The organism is Ruegeria sp. CDSC051 (genome assembly GCF_059610665.1).
This window is the reverse complement of sequence record NZ_JBXWOC010000002.1, coordinates 383,199-402,730: the sequence shown is the minus strand read 5'-3', so window position 1 is coordinate 402,730 and position 19,532 is coordinate 383,199. Positions and strand designations below refer to the sequence as shown.

Annotated in this window: 17 protein-coding genes and 2 pseudogenes; 10 read left to right on the top strand and 9 right to left on the bottom strand. The window is 52.9% G+C overall.

Annotated elements, in window-relative coordinates:
* Position 1 precedes the first annotated feature (1 nt).
* A complete protein-coding gene (locus AC2FH0_RS07420; RefSeq protein WP_142639695.1) occupies positions 2-280 on the bottom strand; it encodes a hypothetical protein in 279 nt (92 codons plus the stop codon).
* Positions 281-415: 135 nt separating this feature from the next.
* Here AC2FH0_RS07420 and AC2FH0_RS07415 point away from each other — a divergent pair, with 135 nt between their 5' ends.
* On the top strand, positions 416-1,720 hold the full coding sequence (locus tag AC2FH0_RS07415) for a tetratricopeptide repeat protein (protein ID WP_496788970.1): 1,305 nt from the start codon (positions 416-418) through the stop codon (positions 1,718-1,720).
* Between the two features lie 219 nt (positions 1,721-1,939).
* Here the strand turns inward: AC2FH0_RS07415 and AC2FH0_RS07410 are convergent, their stop codons facing one another.
* The gene (locus tag AC2FH0_RS07410; RefSeq protein WP_496788969.1) at positions 1,940-2,254 is read right to left on the bottom strand and encodes a hypothetical protein; all 315 of its coding nucleotides are present in this window, start codon (positions 2,252-2,254) and stop codon (positions 1,940-1,942) included.
* 366 nt (positions 2,255-2,620) lie between these two features.
* Positions 2,621-2,827 (bottom strand): annotated as a pseudogene (locus AC2FH0_RS07405) (isochorismatase family protein); the annotation flags it as partial.
* Between the two features lie 145 nt (positions 2,828-2,972).
* Here AC2FH0_RS07405 and AC2FH0_RS07400 point away from each other — a divergent pair.
* Entirely contained in the window at positions 2,973-4,196 is a 1,224-nt protein-coding gene (locus AC2FH0_RS07400; protein WP_496788967.1) for a YbfB/YjiJ family MFS transporter, read from the top strand.
* A 97-nt stretch (positions 4,197-4,293) separates the two neighbouring features.
* Here AC2FH0_RS07400 and AC2FH0_RS07395 read toward each other — a convergent pair whose 3' ends face one another.
* Together AC2FH0_RS07395 and budA are read right to left on the bottom strand one after the other, a co-directional pair.
* Positions 4,294-5,946, bottom strand: coding sequence for an NAD-dependent malic enzyme (locus AC2FH0_RS07395; protein WP_496788966.1), 1,653 nt, complete (start codon positions 5,944-5,946; stop codon positions 4,294-4,296).
* Positions 5,947-6,069: 123 nt separating this feature from the next.
* Positions 6,070-6,864: an acetolactate decarboxylase gene (gene budA / locus AC2FH0_RS07390; protein WP_496702375.1), complete on the bottom strand. Its 795-nt coding sequence runs from the start codon at positions 6,862-6,864 to the stop codon at positions 6,070-6,072.
* Positions 6,865-7,042: 178 nt separating this feature from the next.
* Here budA and AC2FH0_RS07385 point away from each other — a divergent pair.
* Together AC2FH0_RS07385 and AC2FH0_RS07380 are read left to right on the top strand one after the other, a co-directional pair.
* Positions 7,043-7,520 (top strand): annotated as a pseudogene (locus AC2FH0_RS07385) (IS6 family transposase); the annotation flags it as partial.
* Positions 7,521-7,974: 454 nt separating this feature from the next.
* A complete protein-coding gene (locus tag AC2FH0_RS07380) occupies positions 7,975-8,928 on the top strand; it encodes a helix-turn-helix transcriptional regulator (RefSeq protein WP_496788965.1) in 954 nt (317 codons plus the stop codon).
* Between the two features lie 46 nt (positions 8,929-8,974).
* On the opposite strand, the gene AC2FH0_RS07375 is transcribed toward AC2FH0_RS07380, so the two are convergent.
* Positions 8,975-9,541, bottom strand: coding sequence for a recombinase family protein (locus AC2FH0_RS07375; protein ID WP_496691418.1), 567 nt, complete (start codon positions 9,539-9,541; stop codon positions 8,975-8,977).
* Between the two features lie 109 nt (positions 9,542-9,650).
* On the opposite strand from AC2FH0_RS07375, the gene AC2FH0_RS07370 reads away from it, so the two are divergent.
* From AC2FH0_RS07370 to AC2FH0_RS07350, 5 genes are all read left to right on the top strand, one after another.
* Entirely contained in the window at positions 9,651-11,108 is a 1,458-nt protein-coding gene (locus AC2FH0_RS07370) for an NCS1 family nucleobase:cation symporter-1 (protein ID WP_496788964.1), read from the top strand.
* A gap of 222 nt (positions 11,109-11,330) precedes the next feature.
* Complete coding sequence (locus tag AC2FH0_RS07365) at positions 11,331-12,764, top strand: NCS1 family nucleobase:cation symporter-1 (RefSeq protein WP_496691416.1); 1,434 nt, start codon at positions 11,331-11,333, stop codon at positions 12,762-12,764.
* A gap of 347 nt (positions 12,765-13,111) precedes the next feature.
* Positions 13,112-13,786 carry a phosphatidylserine decarboxylase gene (locus AC2FH0_RS07360; protein ID WP_496788963.1) on the top strand — a complete coding sequence of 225 codons (675 nt, stop codon included), beginning with the start codon at positions 13,112-13,114 and terminating at the stop codon, positions 13,784-13,786.
* A 12-nt stretch (positions 13,787-13,798) separates the two neighbouring features.
* Positions 13,799-14,545 carry a CDP-diacylglycerol--serine O-phosphatidyltransferase gene (pssA, locus tag AC2FH0_RS07355; RefSeq protein WP_496691414.1) on the top strand — a complete coding sequence of 249 codons (747 nt, stop codon included), beginning with the start codon at positions 13,799-13,801 and terminating at the stop codon, positions 14,543-14,545.
* A 9-nt stretch (positions 14,546-14,554) separates the two neighbouring features.
* Positions 14,555-15,178: a class I SAM-dependent methyltransferase gene (locus tag AC2FH0_RS07350; protein WP_496788961.1), complete on the top strand. Its 624-nt coding sequence runs from the start codon at positions 14,555-14,557 to the stop codon at positions 15,176-15,178.
* Positions 15,179-15,328: 150 nt separating this feature from the next.
* Here the strand turns inward: AC2FH0_RS07350 and AC2FH0_RS07345 are convergent, their stop codons facing one another.
* The gene (locus tag AC2FH0_RS07345; protein ID WP_496788960.1) at positions 15,329-15,700 is read right to left on the bottom strand and encodes a transposase; all 372 of its coding nucleotides are present in this window, start codon (positions 15,698-15,700) and stop codon (positions 15,329-15,331) included.
* 372 nt (positions 15,701-16,072) lie between these two features.
* Between AC2FH0_RS07345 and AC2FH0_RS07340 the strand changes: the two genes are divergently transcribed.
* Positions 16,073-16,585, top strand: a complete 513-nt coding sequence (locus AC2FH0_RS07340; RefSeq protein ID WP_496788958.1) for a cold shock domain-containing protein — start codon at positions 16,073-16,075, stop codon at positions 16,583-16,585.
* A gap of 100 nt (positions 16,586-16,685) precedes the next feature.
* Here the strand turns inward: AC2FH0_RS07340 and AC2FH0_RS07335 are convergent, their stop codons facing one another.
* On the bottom strand, positions 16,686-17,507 hold the full coding sequence (locus AC2FH0_RS07335) for a PP2C family protein-serine/threonine phosphatase (protein WP_496788957.1): 822 nt from the start codon (positions 17,505-17,507) through the stop codon (positions 16,686-16,688).
* 175 nt (positions 17,508-17,682) lie between these two features.
* Positions 17,683-19,503, bottom strand: a complete 1,821-nt coding sequence (locus AC2FH0_RS07330) for a serine/threonine protein kinase (protein ID WP_496788955.1) — start codon at positions 19,501-19,503, stop codon at positions 17,683-17,685.
* Positions 19,504-19,532 lie beyond the last annotated feature (29 nt).

Here is a 19,532-nt window from a genome sequence, read left to right as displayed (position 1 = left end):
GTCAAACCTCCAAATCTTTGTTCCGTACCGATTCCGAATCAAGGCCATGCGCCTGCAACCGTCCGTCAATACTGCTGCGCAGGTCCGAAAGGCTTTCTGCCAGATCGGCGAGATAGCGCATCTGAAGAACAGACTGCGACCTTGGCGGCACCGCCAGTTCGGCGAAGACCTCTTTGTAGTCGCGGCAAATTCGATCAAACTCTTGGTCTTTTGCCCGCAGGTCCTGCAGCAGGCGACCCGCTTCGGGAAATTGGGATTCAAAGAACTCATCATCCGTCATTGGCAGCGCCCTTCAGGCATTCGTTTGCCAAGCATGCATCCAACAGAATATGTATTGAACGTATAAAGCCGCATGCTACCGTAGCACCATGGCGACAAACCCTTATTGCGAAAGGATAGTTCTTTGACCGTCAGCATGGACGATCAGGAACAGAATGACACTCAACAGTTCTCGGCCGAGCAGGTGCGCGATGCGTTGGATAGGGTTCAGAAGTCAGATGAATTCAAAGGGTCCGCCCGCATGCGATCTTTTCTGTCTTATGTTGTGATGGAATCGCTCGAGGGTCGTTCCAACGAGATACGCGCCAAAACCATTGCGATGGATGTTTATGGATACGACGCGGATGAGCTATTGAAACGCGAAGGCGTCGTACGCGTGGATGCGGGACGTGTTCGGCGAAAACTCCAAGCTTATTATGAAAGTAATGGGATCGCTGACGAATTGGTAATCTCATTGCCTGTCGGAAGTTACGCACCCGAGTTTTTGCCGGGCTCCAATCGAAGCAGACAACCATTACGCGGAAGGCGACAGGCTTACGCAGTCGTTATCTCGCTTTCACTTCTAGTAGCCGGTATTCTAGTCGGTGTTCTGATCGGCCGCGGTTCGAAATCTGTTGCTCCAATAACTGGCAAAACTGCGATCTACGACGTGTCGCCAGCCCGCGTCGAAGCAATGAACCTAAGCAACGCTGGCCGGGATCTGATTTTTCCGGTTACAGATTTGGCACGCCTTCAACCTGCGTTGTTGATATTCCAAACAGCAATTGAACGAGATCCGTTTTATTACGGGGGGTATGCTGGCGCTTCTCAGGTCGAAACCATGTTCGCCATCATGAAATCTGGCGATCCAGGTTCTGATGAGTTTTTGCACGCGGCCGACAAGAATAGTGCTTATGCTTTGGAATTGGCTCCGGATGCAGCATGGCCGCTTTCAGCGCGAGCCTGGTTTGAATTTGGGGTGGGCAATTACGATAGCGCAGTTCGATTATCCCAACGGGCCGTAGGTTTGGCACCCGATGATTCACATGTTGCTGAATTCGATGCCTTGATTTCCCTTTATACATCTGATTTTGAACGAGTTTTGTCTCAATCAGCGCGATATAGAGTCCTGGCCCCACAAGGAGGGGGACTTGTATTTGACAATGCATTGGGTGCGGCTCAGTTCCATACGGGAGACTATGCTGCCGCAATCAGGACGTTTGATGAAACAATATCGCGTGGTGGGCCGTTCGGACCAATTTCCGCAGCTTACCTTATGGCAGCCCACTGGAGGAACGGAGAACAAGCAGAGGCACAGCGGCTTGCAAAAGTATTTTCGGACACTTGGCCAAGCTTCCCTCTCGAAGCACTGAAGGCTCGAGTGTTTGTAGACCCACAGCCAGTTCAAGAGCTGATCAGTGCAATGAAGGCTGCGGGTTGGTCAGGAACCATCAGACCCTGATTCTCAAGCAGTAGGATGTGTCACAATCAATTTGCTCAGATTGGAATGACATAAAGACCAGCGTAAAAATGCCAGCGCCATGCCGCGAAGTAGAGTTTGTTTGCGCCGCCCCCGGACTGCGCAGGTGTATCGGTAATAGTCATTTAACGGCCTCCAAGCACAATCGCGCCGCATCCAGAGGGATACGGGCATCTTTGATTTCAATAAAAGGTAATGAAATCAGGCGTGAGGCAGGGCGCGGGTCAAACGCGTGGGATCGAGATCATTGCGCTCGGCAACGCGTTTGGCGATAAATTCGAAAGTTCGCGTTGCTGTGGTCTGTACGAAGCGTGGACAACTGTCTTGAAGCAGAACGGACGTGTTGCTGATGCGGCAAGCTTCGCAATCAACGGTCACTGGTGCGCTGTCGCCATCTATATTTCCGCAGATGCCGCTCAACTGCCCGCCTGCTGCGATATAGGCGGTGAGTTCCGGGGTCGTAGACGTGGGAGCTGTCCGATGCGCAAAGCCCTCAGCTATGAGTGCGACTGTCAAAGCAGTCACAATACACCACAGAGAGTTTGGAAGAGAATCCGCACATAACCGTCCCGTAGCCGATCCAACATCGCGATGCCAGTTGGAAGATTTGTATTTCTGTAGTTCTGCTTCTTGGACAACCGGTGAAAAGCGGACGCTCGCGCAAAGCGCAGCATTCGTGACGTTGGGCTCAGAGCGGCCGTCACAGCCGGTGCAGCATTATCCCCTGCCCCACCTCAAACAGAATTCCCGGACGGGCACATACCTGGCGTTCGTGAGCTTGGTTAGCGCCGCAGTGCAGCTTCCCCAAAGCGGTCGTTGACGACCGATCGCAGCATTCGCAAGGTTTGCGTTTCTCGAGCGGTTCCCGGTCGTGGTGGCGTGCTATTGTAAGAGATTGTTGATAGATTCGCCCGCAATGGCCGTCGACGACACGCATATGCTCGTCGAAATGCCACAAACGTACAGCGTTTCACCAGGAGTCAGGTGACTCGGAGGTGCCGACTGAAAAGCCGACAGACGATTGCGACGAAGCAGAATGTCGTCTCGCAGTCGAGCGACCTCTGAAGCAAGCTCAACACCCGGCCATCCAAACTGGCAGGTCGTTGCTCAGTTGAACTCACATAGCGTAGACGAAAGCAGCGCGGCAGCTTGTTGAGAATATTTAATCTGCTGTTTCTCAGGTTAAGCCGCACGGGGCTGACTAGGATCTGTTGAGATTGCACAGCCACCCACAATGGGGCACGGTGTTGTTCAACCTGGAAGAATATTCATGACTTCGGCAAAAACTACTAACCCTTGGCTCATATTGCTGGGCCTTGCGCTTGGCGTCAGCATATCCAACGCCTTTGGCCGCTTTGCATACGGCCTAATTCTACCATCAATGAAAAGTAGCCTCGGCTGGAACCTCACTCAATCTGGTTGGCTAAACACCGCCAATTCGATTGGCTACATAATGGGTGCAATCCTAACACTTTTCCTGATCCGCCATATTTCGCCGTCACGGCTGTTTGCTGGCGGCACTGTGGCGACCGCACTGTGTCTGTTAATAACCGGGTTAAATGAGGACCTCGTATTTCAAACCGCTTGTCGTACATTGGTCGGGTTGTTCGGCGCTCTTTCCTTTGTATCAGGCGGCGTTCTGGCGGCATCGCTGTTCCAGAACTGCGCCCGAAGGAATGCACTGGCTATCGCCTTGTACTTTGGCGGCGGCGGTGGGTTTGGTATCGCCTTATGTGGCGCAACCCTTCCGGCTATGCTGGACGTTTTCGGGCCGCAATACTGGGACTGGGCGTGGATCGGAGTTGGGATTGCAGCTCTGATCATTTGTCCATTTTCCGTTTGGGCGTCCACAAAGCTAAACAAAGCCGAGCACGACGCAGCGCTTCCTTCCATTCCTCCGGTGCGCAGGATGTTAGGCGAACTCGGCGGATACGCGCTGTTTGGGTTGGGTTACATAGTCTACGTAACTTTCATCGCTGTCTGGATGAAGGAGCAGCATTCCAGTGTCCTGTTGACCACGGCAACGTGGATGATCCTTGGATTCAGCATTATGGCGTCGCCATTTGTTTGGCGTGGGATATTAGCCCGCTTCGCTTCTGGGACGCCATTGGCGTTGATCTTAGCCGGCGTCGCTTGTGGTTCAGCCCTGCCGATCCTTGTTCCAAACGGATATGGATTGATCATGTCGGCGCTCGTGTTTGGGCTGTCGGTCTTTATGCCGCCCACTGCTGTCACCAGCTTTGTCCGCCAGAATCTGGATCAGCAGGATTGGGGTGCAACCGTAAGCTTTTTTACAGTTGTTTTCGCTATCTCACAGACACTCGGACCGATCGGAGCCGGCGTCATCGGAGACATAACCGGAGAAATTGGAGATAGCCTTGTAGTGGCCTCTGCTGTCCTGCTGGTGGGTGCCCTTTGTGCTGCGATTCAAAAACCACTCGGGCGTGCGGTGGCGTAACCGTCCTGTTCCGAACTGCGCTCATTCACTACAACAGACTAGGTGGGTTCTGACTGCGCGAAGAATAGCGCTCTGGTCACTCCAGCGCGGGTCTGCTTCAGGCCATTGCCTCATAGTGCGGGATCCAGAACTTCGTCTCTATCGCCGCTTTCAGGTCATTTTCTGAGGATTTATGCGCAACCCCGTCCGATTGCGCCTGTTGACCAACGGCAAATGCAATAGCTTTGCTGACCTGGCGAATGTCCTCCACATCGGGCAGCAGGCTTGCGGTGCGATCGGACTTCGCAGGCGATAATGCAGCCAAGGCCTCGGCGGCGGCCATGAACATTCCATCAGTGACTCGGCGCGCTCCTGCCGCCAGCACACCCAAGCCCATACCCGGGAAAATGTAAGAATTATTGCATTGCGCGACATGGTGCGTCTTGCCGTTGTAGACAACGGGATCAAACGGGCTTCCGGTGGCGACTATTGCAAGGCCACCTGACCAGTCGATAATATCTGCGGGCGCGGCCTCAATTCGTGATGTCGGGTTCGACAGCGGCAGCACGACAGGATGATCAGTCTGAGCCGCCATTGCACGGATGATTTCTTCAGAGAACAAGCCTGCCTGACCGCTGACACCCACCAAAATATTGGGTTTGGCCTGATTAATCACATCCAGCAGGGAAATTTCACCATTGGACCAGCTCCCCACTTTGTTGAGGGGTTGGACAACCTGCTTCTGGAACGGCAGAAGATCTGTCATCGCATCGGTTAACAGGCCATTCCGATCCACCATGTAGACGCGCTCACGCGCCTCGGTTTCGGATAGTCCTTGCCGGATCATGAGTTGAACTAATTGTTCTGCGATACCCACTCCCGCTGATCCCGCTCCAAGAAACGCGATGGTAGCGTCCTTTAGCGGAATGCCGGTGACATCTGAGGCAGCCAGCAAAGTGCCTGCCGTTACCGCAGCCGTGCCCTGGATATCATCATTGAATGTACAGAGCTGATCGCGATACCGCGCAAGCAGGGGTGCCGCATGTTGCTGTGCAAAATCCTCGAATTGCAGCAACACATCCGGCCACTTGCGCCTTACCGCCTGCACAAAAAGATCGACGAACTCGAAATAGTCATCCCCGGTGATGCGCTCATGACGCCAGCCGATATAAAGGGGATCTTCCAGCCGTTCCTGATTGTTGGTGCCGACGTCCAATACCACCGGGAGCGTTACAGACGGGCTTATCCCGCCTGCAGCGGTATAAAGCGAGAGCTTTCCGATCGGAATTCCCATACCGCCCGCGCCTTGATCACCCAAACCCAAAATCCGCTCTCCGTCGGTAACGACGATGGCTTCGACAGAGGGCAGGATGGCGTTCTCAAGTATGTCATCGATCCGGTCACGCTCTGGGTACGAAATGATAAATCCGCGTGGGTGATCATAGATTTCACTGAACTGTTTGCAGGCGTCACCCACAACGGGTGTGTAAATTATCGGCATCATCTCGGTCAGATGCCGCACCAACAGAGCGTAGAACAGAACCTCGTTATCATCCTGCAGGCCACGCAGATAGACATGCTTGTCCAGCGGTGTCTCTTCGCGCTCAAAGGCGGCATAGGCACGATCTACCTGGGCTTCGAGCGTTTCGATGTGTGGCGGAAGAAGACCTAGCAATCCAAGCTTTTCTCGTTCGTGTAAAGAAAAGGCAGTACCTTTGTTCAGGAGTGGGTTTGTCAAATACTGTAAATTTACAGGACCGGAATCGACCATAGGTTACCCTTTCGGATCGGCACGCACTGTTTGCACGCGACCTCCAGTAAAGTCAGCATTATAAAACGGCAATTGCAACGAACTTAGAGCACGGTTGCATTTAACCATCTTGCATAGAAGTACTTAAGTATTGTTACTCTCTGCACTTAGGATGTTGTCTGCCGAAGCGCCTGCAGACAGATTGGCGTCTGAAAATGATCTGGTTTCTGGAAGTTCAAGATGTAGAGAAGACGTATGATCAATTTCTATTCGACCGTTGGTCAGAGTGTAATCCAGGACGTGTCCTTCTTTGCTCAGATCGCTGGAAATAAAGTGTAGGTGGTAGCCCGGGACGCCGATCCCGACGGCATAATCCGGGCACCGAAACCCCAGAATTGTCCCCTCGACGTTGTTCAGCTCAAACTCAGCCTGCGTTTTTACGACCTCCAGCAGAGGTTTGTATGGTTTCTCCTGCCGTAGAACGTTTCTGTACTTTATGTGTTTAATGTCGCCGGTAAATCGAACGGCATAGAACAGGTTTTTTGCCTCCGCCAATGCATCAAGCTGGGCCTCAAGAGCATCCTTTTGTGTTTCTCTGTCCAAAGATCGATAAACCGCTGGTTCGAAATTGATGACGGCAGCATAAGGTGTCAGAGCCTTGTCGCTTGCGACCGAAGCATTGCCATCCCCGTCGAGGCGATAGGCAACGCCATCCAACACAATCATTTCTCCGTCGAGCGCATTGAATGTACCCAGGCCGAAGTTTCCATGTTCCAGCAGCTGTTCGATGGAAACGGTCCCGTCGTAAACGCCCTGCATAACTGCGCTCAGCAACGAAGCCTGATAATACTCATGTGCATGTTTTTCCGATTGGAAACCCCGTTCTCTGGAATGACTAGCCAGGGCCGTTGCAAAAGTAAGCTCTTTATCTTGTCGCATGCTGTTTCACCAATCTATCTGCCTGGCGTCTATACATTTTCGACCATTCGAAACTGTCTTGCTTTCAAGTATCGCGTGCCTCTCGAGATCGGGCAACACAAGAGATTATTTGATAGTTTACAGCTTCATAGGGCATTACAAAGATGATCGTGGGATTGCGCCGGGATAACCGATCATCATGAGAACGCCACGGACAATGCCGCGCCGGAAGGGCTTTCACTTTCCCTGCGAGATCATCGCCTAAGCCGTATGGGCTTATCTCCGTTTCGCCCACAGCACGGCCACTGTCGAGTATTTGCTTGCTGAGCGCAGTGTAATCGTCAGCCCGGAAACTGCCCGGCAATGGGTTTACCGCTTTGGCCGTCATTTCGCCGACTGCATCAAGCGGGACCGGCCAAAGGCGACCGACAAATGGCATTTACAAGGAGTTGTTTACCGATCACCGGTTGGAAATGCCGACTCTGGCGGGCAGTGGATGCGAATGGGAATACCCTTGATTTTCTTGTCCAACCACAGCGAAACGCCAAGGCGGCCAGGCGCTATTAGAGCGATTGATCTCGCAGTTCGGCAAACCCCGTGTCGTGATCACGGATAAGTTGCGAAGCTATTTCAAGCCAATCTACGATCTTGCGCCGCACGCGGATCACCATCGACATGATCTCACCATCTGCGTTCCGTCTCAGGAACCTTTTTGCTGCGCGGTGATCGCTCACGGCTTTATCGCTATCTGACACATAGCCCTAGCGGCGCTTTTTGCGCTCCCCTGCCCTGCTGCAGATGTCGACGAAATGAAGGCTGAATTTCGTTCCTGGCCGCGTGCTGACAAGATGAAATACATGACGCCGGATGGGCTTAGATCACACGCTCAAGATGCCCACGACCTACGGAAACTGAACCGCGCAAGACCACAAAAACGGTTATTGCCGTGACGAGTTTTGCGCTGCCAGCTAGTCAATTTCATGTGTCTCATCAGCGGCTTTCCGCTCTGTTACCGTCCCCATAACAGACCCGTATTCAAATGTTCGGTTGGCTACGGGAATTCCCGAATAGTTAGTTCAGTTTTAGGTTGCTACTCCGCCCCGACGGCAACGCAGGACAGAAAGACGATCTATGAAAATTGCAGATATTGGCAATTCTGAACTGGATCTCTGGCAATCTGGGGAAGCTCTTCTTCTGGAAATTTGCCAAAAGTTTGGATTTGAAAACGCCTCCTACGCCCACATCGACAAGCATCATAATGTCGTTCATGGCTGCACTACATTTCCAGAGGAATGGGCCAAGTATTACGTCGACAACAATCTCGTTTTGGCCGATCCCCTCATTCGTTTCGGCGCCCAAATTATCGCACCAATCGACTGGGCAGTGTTCGACGACCAAGCCGACTATGCAGCGCTTTTTCAAGCGGCCAGAAGGTTTGGAGTGGGGCAAAACGGTCTTTCCATTCCAGTGATCAACCCTTTTGGCGAGCGCGGCGTGTTTACCGTCACGTCCAATATGGCTCGTCCTGAGTGGAGCGCCTTTATCGCGAAAAAGCTCCCTGCCCTACGCCAGGAAGCGCAGGTCCTGCATCTGCTTGCCCTCGATGTCATAGAAACCGTATTCAACTTTCCATCGGATTCCCTGTCTGCGGATGAACTGGATGTGTTGAAGATGTTCGCGTCGGGTTTGAAACCGACTGTCATTGCCAGGAAAACGGGGCACGCTTCGAGAACGATCGATGTTCTGACTGCCTCCATCACTACCAAGCTCAAGAGTCGGACGATCGAACAGGCGGTTGCCCGAGCTGTCAGTACCGGTATCCTCAAATGGAGCGATTTCTTTGCCGACCCCGTGGCAGAAATAGTCAATCCAGAACGTCAGCGGCTGTGTGGTGGGATCGTCCGTTGGGGCGGCAGGTCCCATGAGTTGATCGCCTTTGACGACGGCGGACTCGCTCGAAACACTGATAGTTTTCGGTCCGCCCAAATCACAGACCTCGCAAGAGAGTTCAACTTGAGTTCAAAAAAGATGGTCGAAGAACTTGGGTATAACCGTGATCAAAGATTGTGGGTCAGGTATCTTTGAATTCGCATTGAAAAAGCGCAGAGGCGCAAATTACACATAATTTCTCTTACCCGGGTTCGGCTTGCGCAGTCTTGAGCCGAGAGATTGTGGATCTGCTCACACCCAGCATACGACCGATCTCTGCCGCAGTTTTGCCCATCGATAGCAGGGAAATCGCCTCTTCGCGTTCCGTTGCGCTCAGTTTTTGTGGTCGTCCTTTACTCAGGCCGAAGGATTTGGGCCGATCTTCCACTGCACGGCTTTCCAAGTCAGCCAACCCAAGCTCATAGTCGATGACTCCGCCTAGTACTTCCAAGACCATACTCGCGCGCCCGTCTGCGGTATTGATCCAGGGTTCAGACATTGACCGAAATGCCGCTCCTTTTTCGTGAAGCCGTTCTAACAGATTGAATAGCTCTGCGATCGAGTCAGCAATCGCAGACAGACGAGACACGACGATTACGTCACCAGCCGAAACATCCGCCAGAAATTCCTCCAGCGTTTCGCCTCGGTTGGTCCCGTCCTGCGCGGTATCGCTCCATATGCGGTCGCATCCCTGACGTTTAAGCTCGCTGAGTTGAACCTCACTTCGGTACCATTTCGATGATACCCGCGCATATCCGATTTTTACCATTTTAAATCAGTCTCGTAGGATTGGATCACAGTAGTTCTTGACTTTTGCACGCATTTATGACCGTTTTATTGCACGCAGTTCTGCACGACAATAGCGCTGAATCTGTGCAATGACAATCGCCGCAGCGAATGACCGGGACGAAATGCAGCATTCTCTTACAGAAGCTACAAAGGATTCCAGCCTCTACAACGAGGACCTGGCCCCCGTTCCTATCGAAAAGCGCGATTGGGGTTGGTTTGAGCTCTTCAATGTCTGGGCCAACGATGTTCAATCGCTGTTTGGGTACACATTGGCGGCGTCGCTGTTCCTGACTTACGGGCTGAATGGCTGGGCGGTGTTTGCGGGTATCGTGTTGGCGGGATTCATTGTCATGGGGCTCGTCAACTTGATCGGCAAACCCAGTGTCAAATATGGAATTCCATTTGCTGTAATGGCACGAGCCAGCATGGGCGTTCGCGGGGCGAATTTCCCTGCCCTCATCCGGGCCGTCGTGGCTATCTTCTGGTACGGTGTACAAACATATTTTGCATCGACTGCACTTGCCTTGGCCATGGTCGCACTGATCGGGGAAAATGGCCCTGCAATCTTTCTGGGCCTCAGCGTCATCGAGTGGGGTGCCTTTCTGGCAGTCTGGGCCTTTCAGATTGCGCTTTTCTGGAACGGTATTGATCCGATTGTCGGTTTTCTCAATTTCGCTGGCCCATTTGTGTATGCGGTGATGGTGGCGCTGGCGATCATGATCTGGGTCGAAGTCGGCAACGATCTCTGGCTGGAGGTCGGCACTATTTTCCGCGGAACCGGCGACTACAAGGGCAACTCACTTGGCGCATTCACTGCAGTCGTGGGCACAATGACCGCCTATTTTTCGGCCGTGGTGATCAATTTCGGCGATTTTTCCAGGTTCGTACGATCAGAAGATGAAATGCGAAAGGGTAACCTGATCGGTCTACCGATCAATATCGCCTTCTTTTCCCTGATTGCATTGATTGTAACGGCAGGTACTGTCGCAATCTGGGGCGAGGCGTTAACCAACCCGACCGCTATAATTGCAAGGGTCGATTCCTTGCCACTAACACTCCTGGCGGCGGCGACATTTTTGGCCGCCACGGTCGGCATCAACCTCGTCGCCAACTTCATACCACCCGCATACGATCTGGCGAACCTTATGCCCAGTCGGATCAATTTCCGCGTTGCCGGGATAATTACCTCGGCCTACGCGCTGGTGATTGGCGGGCTTTGGGTATCGACGATCAGCCAGATCGGTATCTTGGGGTTTGTGAACACATTAGGCGCCATTCTGGCACCTGTTTATGGGATCATCATCGCAGACTTTTATCTGGTGAAATCCGGTGAGTTGGATGTGGATCAGCTGTTTTCAGCGGCCCGTGACGGCCCCTATTTCTACAGTAACGGATGGAATATGGCCGCAATCGTGTCGTTCATCCTTCCGGCTACATTTTCGGTACTCACAGTCTGGGTTCCCATGCTGAATACGCTGTCAGGCTTTGCATGGGTGATTGGCGCAGGATTTGGAGGTGTTTTCTACTGGGCAATTGCAAAGCGCTGATAGGCTGAGACATCCACCAGTTTGATGCCTACGGGCAAATCAACCGATTGCAGATACATGCAATCGGACTGGATTGATTTGTCTCTGACAACAAGCCGACACGGGAACGAACGTCGCAACCCTGCGACGGAAACGGTTCAGGCCACAAACCCTGAATCGATGGGCGGCTATTGCCGCAAATCTTGGGGGCTCTCCCCCCGAAAGCAAAATGGGAGGACCATTATGGTAACCGCAGAAACAACTGCAAAAAATGCAAGTACTACAGATCCGGAAGGTGACACGCTAAATCCGGTCACGCCCAATGAAAAAACCTGGGGCGCGTTTGCAATTTTCAACATCTGGGCCAACGATGTTCAATCACTGTTTGGCTATTCGCTAGTTGCGTCGCTCTTTATATCCTACGGCGTTGGGGGTTGGACAGCTTTTCTGGCACTCATCTTCGCGGGGCTGTTCGTTATGTGGATGGTGAACCTATCCGGCGCGCCCGGAGAAAAATACGGTATCCCCTATCCGGTTCTGGCGCGCGCCAGTATGGGCACAACCGGATCCAAGCTACCGGCAGTATTGCGGGCCACAGTCGCTGTCTTCTGGTATGGCGTTCAGGTCTATTTCGCTTCGACCGCCCTTTCATTGTTGATCCGTTCGATAACAGGCATCAGCGGTGGTGCAGAGATGTTAGGGTTGACGGGCATCGACTGGCTTGCCTTTCTCCTCGTTTGGGTGTTCCACATCGTCATTTTCTGGCGCGGCATGGGTTGGGTCGAGACATTTCTGAACTTTGCCGGACCATTCGTCTATGCGGTGATGATAGGCTTGGTCATCGTGCTATGGCAGCGCGCGGACGGGCAGCTTCTGAGCGCAACCGCGACCATCTTCGCCAACCCAGAAGGCACCTTTGGATCTGAAGTTAAAGGCTTCATCGCCATATTCGGAACTATGGTTGCCTATTTCTCAGCCGTGATGATCAACTTCTCGGACTTTTCCCGCTATTCCCGCGACAAGGCATCCATGAAGGCCGGTAATCTTGCCGGTTTGCCGCTGAACATGATCCTTTTTTCGGCATTGGCGCTTTTGACGACCGGCGGTGCCGCCGTGGTCTTTGGTGAAGAAATCATCAACCCGACCGAGATCGTCGAGAAGACCGACAGCGTTCTGCTGGCCATCATCGCAGCGATTACCTTCTTCGCTGCGACCGTTGGCATCAATCTGGTCGCGAATTTCATTCCGGCGGTGAATGGCATAGCCAACCTGGCCCCTGGTAAGATCAGCTTCCGTCAGGCAGGTCTGGCCACTTCAGTCTTTGCCTTGGTAATTGGCGGTCTTTGGACGGCCATTATCTCGAATATCGGCATTGCCGGGTTCGTGAACACGCTCGGTGCGACGCTGGCTCCGATCTTTGGGATCATGATCGTAGATTACTACAAGATTCGGAAGGAAGAGCTGAATGTGGACGACCTCTACAACATGGAAGGCGGTGCCTACCATTATGGTAACGGTTGGAATGACTCGGCACTAATTGCCTTTGGTTTTGCTTCAGTATTCTCGGTGGCTACTGTTTGGGTGCCAGCACTGGGGATTCTGTCAGGATATGCTTGGATCATCGGTGCGATACTTGGCGGTGTTATCTATAATGCTATGGCCAAGAAGAACACTTAGTATTTGAGAAAATAGATGGCGGGCGGCGCGCCGCCTGCCATCAGGTATTGAGGTTGTTGACAGTGGCTCTGACCAAAAGCTGCCTGCAATGGAGTGCTAAAGAGATCGCAGTATGGCGCATTTGGAGCTTTTTGCATGGATCAGGGATCTATAACGGTGCGGAATGCCACAACGAAAATCTGGCGCCTGGTCCAACCCCCGATACCTGGGCATCAAAAAAGCTGTCAGTAGAACCCATCAAATTGTAACACCCCGCCATCAATCGTTGCCCACCGCAATAGTCCCACTTGCCTTCCCTACCAATCCACTTATGAAGTTCAATCAGTTGACCTAGGGGAAAGATTGCAATGCGCATGCGCGATACGTTCATCAAACCGATGCACCCGGAAGGTATTCGGTTTGTCGCGATCTTTGCCGCCATTACTTTCGGTCTGTTTATCCTGTCTAACATTCTGGGCTGGATTGGTGTCGGCCTCACGATCTGGTGCTACTATTTCTTTCGCGACCCGGAACGCGTGCCACCCACAGGAGAAGGGTTGATCGTCAGCCCAGCGGACGGGGTGGTTTCGCTGATCGAAGCGGCGGTGCCGCCGAACGAGCTTGGGATGCCTGACACGCCTCTCACCCGTGTCAGTGTGTTCATGAGTGTCTTCAACTGTCATGTGAACCGCACGCCAATTGAAGGTGAGATTACCGCTGTTGCATATCGCCCCGGCAAATTTTTCAACGCATCCCTGGACAAGGCCAGTGCTGATAATGAGCGCAACAGCCTGCGCATTCGTATGAAAAACGGTCAGAATCTGGCTGTTGTCCAGATTGCCGGCCTAGTGGCCAGACGGATCGTCTGCTTTGTGAAGCCAGGCGCAGCGATGCAAACTGGAGAACGATTTGGATTGATCCGCTTCGGGTCGCGGCTGGATGTTTATCTTCCTGATGGCATGGTCCTACAAGTGCGTGTAGGGCAAACGATGATTGCGGGCGAAACCGTCCTTGCCAGTTTGCCCATGCCTGAAGAAAAGTAGGTAACTGGATCAGTGGAAAAACCACCCAAACAGGAAGAGACCGAGTTTGCGCTGATCCACTTGTTGCCCAATGCGTTGACTATAACGGCCATATGCGCGGGCCTGTCAGCAATCAGATTTGGCGTTCAGGGCAATTACGTGCTCGCTGTCCAGTTGATAATTGCCGCCTGTGTGCTGGATGGGCTGGATGGCCGTATTGCGCGCCTTCTCAGCAGTGACAGCAAACTGGGGGCCGAACTAGACTCACTTGCAGATTTCTTGAACTTCGGGGTCGCCCCACCGCTCGTTCTTTATTTCTGGGCCTTGCAGGATATACGCAGTGCGGCTTGGATTGCGGTTCTGTTTTTTGCGGTGTGCTGCGTCATGCGACTTGCCCGGTTCAATGTGGGCGGCAAATCCGAAACCTGCGATCAAGATGGGGCCTATTTCGAGGGAGTACCCGCCCCTGCAGGGGCGCTGCTTGTCATGTTGCCAATGTATCTGTCCTTCGCCTTCGCCGATGCCCCTTTGCTACCCAGTATATTGATTTGCCTTTATATGGTGATCATAGGTCTTCTGCTTATCAGCCAAATACCGACTTGGTCATTCAAGACGACGCGAATCTCGCGCGAGAACGCAAAGTTTTTTCTCATCGGTGTCGCTGTTGCGGGGGCCGCATTGCTGACTTTCGCCTGGGCTACGTTGATTGTGCTTTGTTTCGGATATGTGGGCACGGTCGCCTGGGCGTGGCTCGACAGGGGAATACCTTCTAACCGTTAAGGACTCGATATGGACATCAAAGCCGTTCAAACTTCCTATGCTCGCTGGGCCCCCATCTACGACAAGACGTTTGGGGCAGTTACCAATGTCGGGCGGCAGCAGGCGGTTGATTTTATCAATAGACGTCCAGGCAAAGTTCTGGAGGTTGGCGTCGGCACCGGACTTTCGCTGGAACATTACGGGCCCGAAACGCAAGTGACCGGAATCGATTTCAGTGAGGACATGCTGCAAAAGGCGCGCGACAAAGCAAAAGATCTATCGCTGGACCATGTTGTCGAGCTGAGGCAAATGGATGCCCGCACGCTTGATTTTCCCGACAACTATTTCGATACGGTTGCGGCAATGCACGTGCTATCCGTCGTACCGGAACCGGAAAGGGTAATGGCGGAAATAGCACGGGTCTGTAAACCGGGTGGAAAAGTAGTGATTACCAACCATTTCCAACGAAAGCGGGGGTTGCTCGCATCCTTGGAACGCGCGATTGCTCCGGTCGCAAATACGATTGGCTGGCATTCTGATTTCGATATTGAAACAGTGCTGCAAGAGGATGCGCTTGCCGTAGAGGAGCAAAGAACCCTTCCACCTCTGGGGATGATGACATTTTTGGTACTGAAAAAAACAGTTGTCACGTAACTTTTCGGTAAATGAACTTGGTACGGCTGCAAACAGGAAACTGAGCAACACCAGCTTTTCTCGATATTTGAACAAAATTTAGCTTACGATGCTTCTTCGTGCAGCCACAACGCTTTGCTACCAAACCGTTTTGCGGTGTCTTCCAGCTTTTTACGGTGTGTTTTCATCGCTGTTGCTCAATTTCTTCGCGAATTTCAATGCAGGGGATGCTACTGTCCTAGGATATCCATGGCCGTCGTAGGCACAACCCGCCAGAAACCGGCTCACATCGGCATCAACATCGGTGAGCAGATCTGGCCGCAGTTTCTCGCCCACATGTTCCGTGACCACCTCCGCTGCGGGGATATCGCCGGTTTCCGGATCAAGCCCGATATGCAGCTTGCGCCAGGCTTTGCGGGCTTTCCTGATGCCGTGCTTTTCTTCATGCCAACCGTCGCCGCTACGCATTTTCAGACCCGTGATGTCCACTATGAAGGTGATCGGCTTACTTGCGTCGAGGTGACGCCCAGTTCTGCACAACACCTTCAGAAATCCAGACCCTCACGCCACCTCGACGCCGGAGACTTTCGTTGTAACCCGAGCAATGGGGTCGTTCTCAATTACCTATACACAGCGGTTTTCAGAGAAACCGCCGCAAGTTTCTATGACCTTGCGTGTCCCGGGAGCGAGAGACTCATTCGAAACCCGCGAGGGATCGGGTTGAGCCAATTAGAGCGGTATATCTGCACGCTTGCTCTGACCCGGTCGCTCAGATCACACGCGGCTCGGCGCCCGGGAATAGCAACTGCAAATTTGACTTTGCGTCAGGCAGATATTTTTAAACATGACTAATAAATACCACATTTACTGATCAGGTTTGCAGGCGAAGGTTGTGACGCTTAATGGTAAACGGTTATGGACGGATCAAGACTAGGTGATGTTTCACTGGGGCACATCACAGGAACATTGAAGTGGTTTTCGGCTAAAAAAGGCTATGGCTTTTTAACCTGCTCTGTGACCGGCAAGGATGCTTTGCTGCATCAAAGTGCGCTGCACGATTTCGGCCAGACCTCAATCGCCACTGGATGCACGGTAGAGGCACTGACACGCGAAGCGCCAAAGGGGTTTCAAATTGTCGAAATCCTGCGCATTCAGTCAGAAGCAGCCCCCGCAGCGGCAAAGCAGAATGGCAATGCCTCCCGGCAGATAGCCTCGACCTCGGTTCTGCCGGCCAGGGTCAAGTGGTTTAGTCAGGAAAAGAACTATGGGTTCGTCAATGTTTTCAATGACGGCAGGGACTGTTTTTTGCACGCAAACACACTAGCAGAAGCCGGTCTTGGATTGGTGAGCGTCGGAGAGGCATTGGGCGTTGAGGTGAGCGATGAACCCGGCGGCAGAGTTGTGGTTTCGGTTCAGGCCTGGACATGATATAGTCCCGAGGATAGTCGGCAGCCAAAGTGCATCGCAAACACGGATTTAGCGCCCGAAAATTGCCCAGACCCATCTTCATCGCCAAAGCTGTGGGGCCTTACGGCGCGCCGAACTTCACCACCGAAAACACCACATTGTCCTGATCAGGATGGTTCAACTTTGTCAAAGCCCCCATCAGGTTTTGCGCGATAGCAGCGCTGTGCTTTTCGCAATCTTGCGTGACAACATCCAAAATTTCATCATTGCGTAGAAATTGAAGGCCATCGGAGGCGACGATCAGAATATCGTCGGCACAAAGTATCATCGGATCAGCGGGGCAATCCAATTTGGCAATATCCCCGCCATATACGACAGATATAAGCGTGTTCCGATCGGGATGACAGCGCGCGGCTTCTGGGTCCATCATTCCCAGTTTCGCCATCATATCTATCTGAGGCGCCATCGAGTGATCCTCATTCAGCTGCATCAGCTTTTGGTCACGCCAGAGATAGAGCGGCGAGTCCCCAATCGAAAGCCAAAACACACGATCTTGGATGCAGACCAGCGCAACCAAAGTCGCCCCCATGCCTTTGGTTTTTTGCTCTTTGATGCTGGCGAGGCGAACTTGGCTATTTGCCTCTTGGGTCGCGCGATGAAGGAAATCTGTGACCTCAGCATTCGATGACTCACAGCTCAGGCCGGCGGATCTCCAGCAGTTCATCACCGCATGGACGATGAGGTTCGATGCAACATCACCTGCTGCGTGCCCCCCCATACCGTCGGACAGAACAATAATTCCGAAATCGGATCCGGCCGGGATTTCGGTCAGAATGGCATCTTCCTGATAGTAACGTGCGCCCTGGTTGATCGCTATCGCAACGTCAAACAATTCGACAGCACGTTCCCGTGCCAGATGTTTTAAGGCATTTCCAATCTGCATAAGAAATCTCTCCGAAAGTGAAAGAAGAAAACCCTTCCAAATAAATTCTGTACTTTCCTGCAGTGCTGGGGCTTCTCAATGATCTGGACCAAAACATGAAAGGCGACAATCAAAGCTCCAGTGCGACCGCTACTGGCGGTTCAGGCGCCACCCTATACCACAGGTCATGAAGGCATCAGGGATTGAGCGGCAGATCCACAGCCTGCAATTCTCCATCTCGGGCAATTGTCAGCTGCGCAAGTTCCACACCATTTTTGGTCAGTTCCTCAAATACGCGCGCAATGTCGTTTTCACCTTCAACCGCGATTTGCGAAGCGGCTTCGGACACAACAATGTCGCCGACGCGGACAGGCACGACGGATGATGGTGCGCGCAGAACCTTGGTGATCCACTTCCCATTTCCCTGACTGACGGTAATGAACTGAGTGCCATTGGCCAGTTCGACCACATGTCCGATCTGGACGTTTAAGGTCTGTTCGGTAACCGGACTGTCCGCGTCGGTTCTAATCCGCATGCCCACAGATATTTGACCGCTATCCGATGCGGTCTGACTGGACTGGATCGCACGAATAATTGAGGCGTCATCCACTACTAGATTGCCATTTACCACATAAATGATTGTTCCGGATTTCAGCCATTCCGTTGCCGCTTGATCAAGATCAGAGCGCACAAGTGTGACCATGGAAAAGCTGCCCTGTGGCTGCGCTGTTGTGACAGTCGTGAAAGGCAAATCAACGGCGGGGCCAGTCCAACTGATCCAATTTACGCCGGGCGAAGCCGGGGCCGGAGTTTCAACTTCTGCCACGGGCTCGACAGCGGCAGGCGTGGCCTCGACCGCCATCGCAACCACAGTTTCTTTGGCCTGTTCGGCGACTACTGGCGCATTGGTTTCAGCGACCATCGTTTCACCCTGCCCGGGTTCTCCACCCTGACTGAAATAATAGCCGGCGCCTCCGACCAGTCCGATGGCGATAAGCGCGACCAGGGCAATGGGACCCGACCGACCACGCGATGGCTTCTTGTTGACTGAGACCGTATCGTTGAATTCGACAGCAGAGTCCAAAACGGGCTTTGCTTCGATCGGCATCTTTTCTTCCATCGCGTCCTGCCATTCCTGCACGGACTTGAATCTGTCTTCGGGCGGGATGCTGAGAGCGCGATCTATCGCCCTAAGGAAAGCGGGGCGATAACCTTCTACAGCGCCTTCTAGTGGATCGTAACAATCCGTTCCGTTCTGGGCCAAGGCAGCAAGACGGGTTTGGCTATCCTGCGGAGCGGACCCTTTGATGACATGGTAAAATGTAGCGGCCAAAGCGTAAAGATCGCTGGATTGATCCTGCTCACCGCCCTGCAGATAGAACTCCTGTGGTGAATACCCTTCTTTGACGACACGCAACATCGACATGGCCCGGTCGGATTTAGCTGCACTTTCGCGCGCGGCACCAAAGTCGATCACCACGGGCTCGCCATCCTTGTCGATCAAGATATTATCCGGGGAGATATCCCGGTGAAGCATGCCCTTACTGTGTATGAATCCAATCGCCTTGAGCGTGGTGCGCAGCAGGTTTTTCACTTCTTCCGGAGGTAGGATGCCGCGCTCATCGATCGTATCCAGAAGGTCTTTGCCTTCGATGAAATCGATCGCCATATAGGCGGTTTCGTTGTCCCGGAACACCTGGTGCACACCCGCGATGTTCGGATGCACAAGCTTCGACTGATTGCGCGCTTCTGTTTCGAACGACCTGACAAGTGCCTCATAGGAAGACGTATGAGACTGTGAACGGGGACGAACGGCCGTTTGACTCCGTCTGCAGATTGCCTCGGGAAAGCACTCTTTGATCACGACCGTGCGCTCAAGGCTGTCTTTGGCCAAGTAGGTGATGCCAAAACCGCCGCTGTTGAGAAATCGAATAATCGTGTATTGGCCGGCCAATAGCCGGCTGCCCGGAGCGAGTTCGTCCGGGAAATGTTCGTTTGAGTGGACTGGTTGTACCATTGGAAATATTTACCCTACCTTGGTCAGCT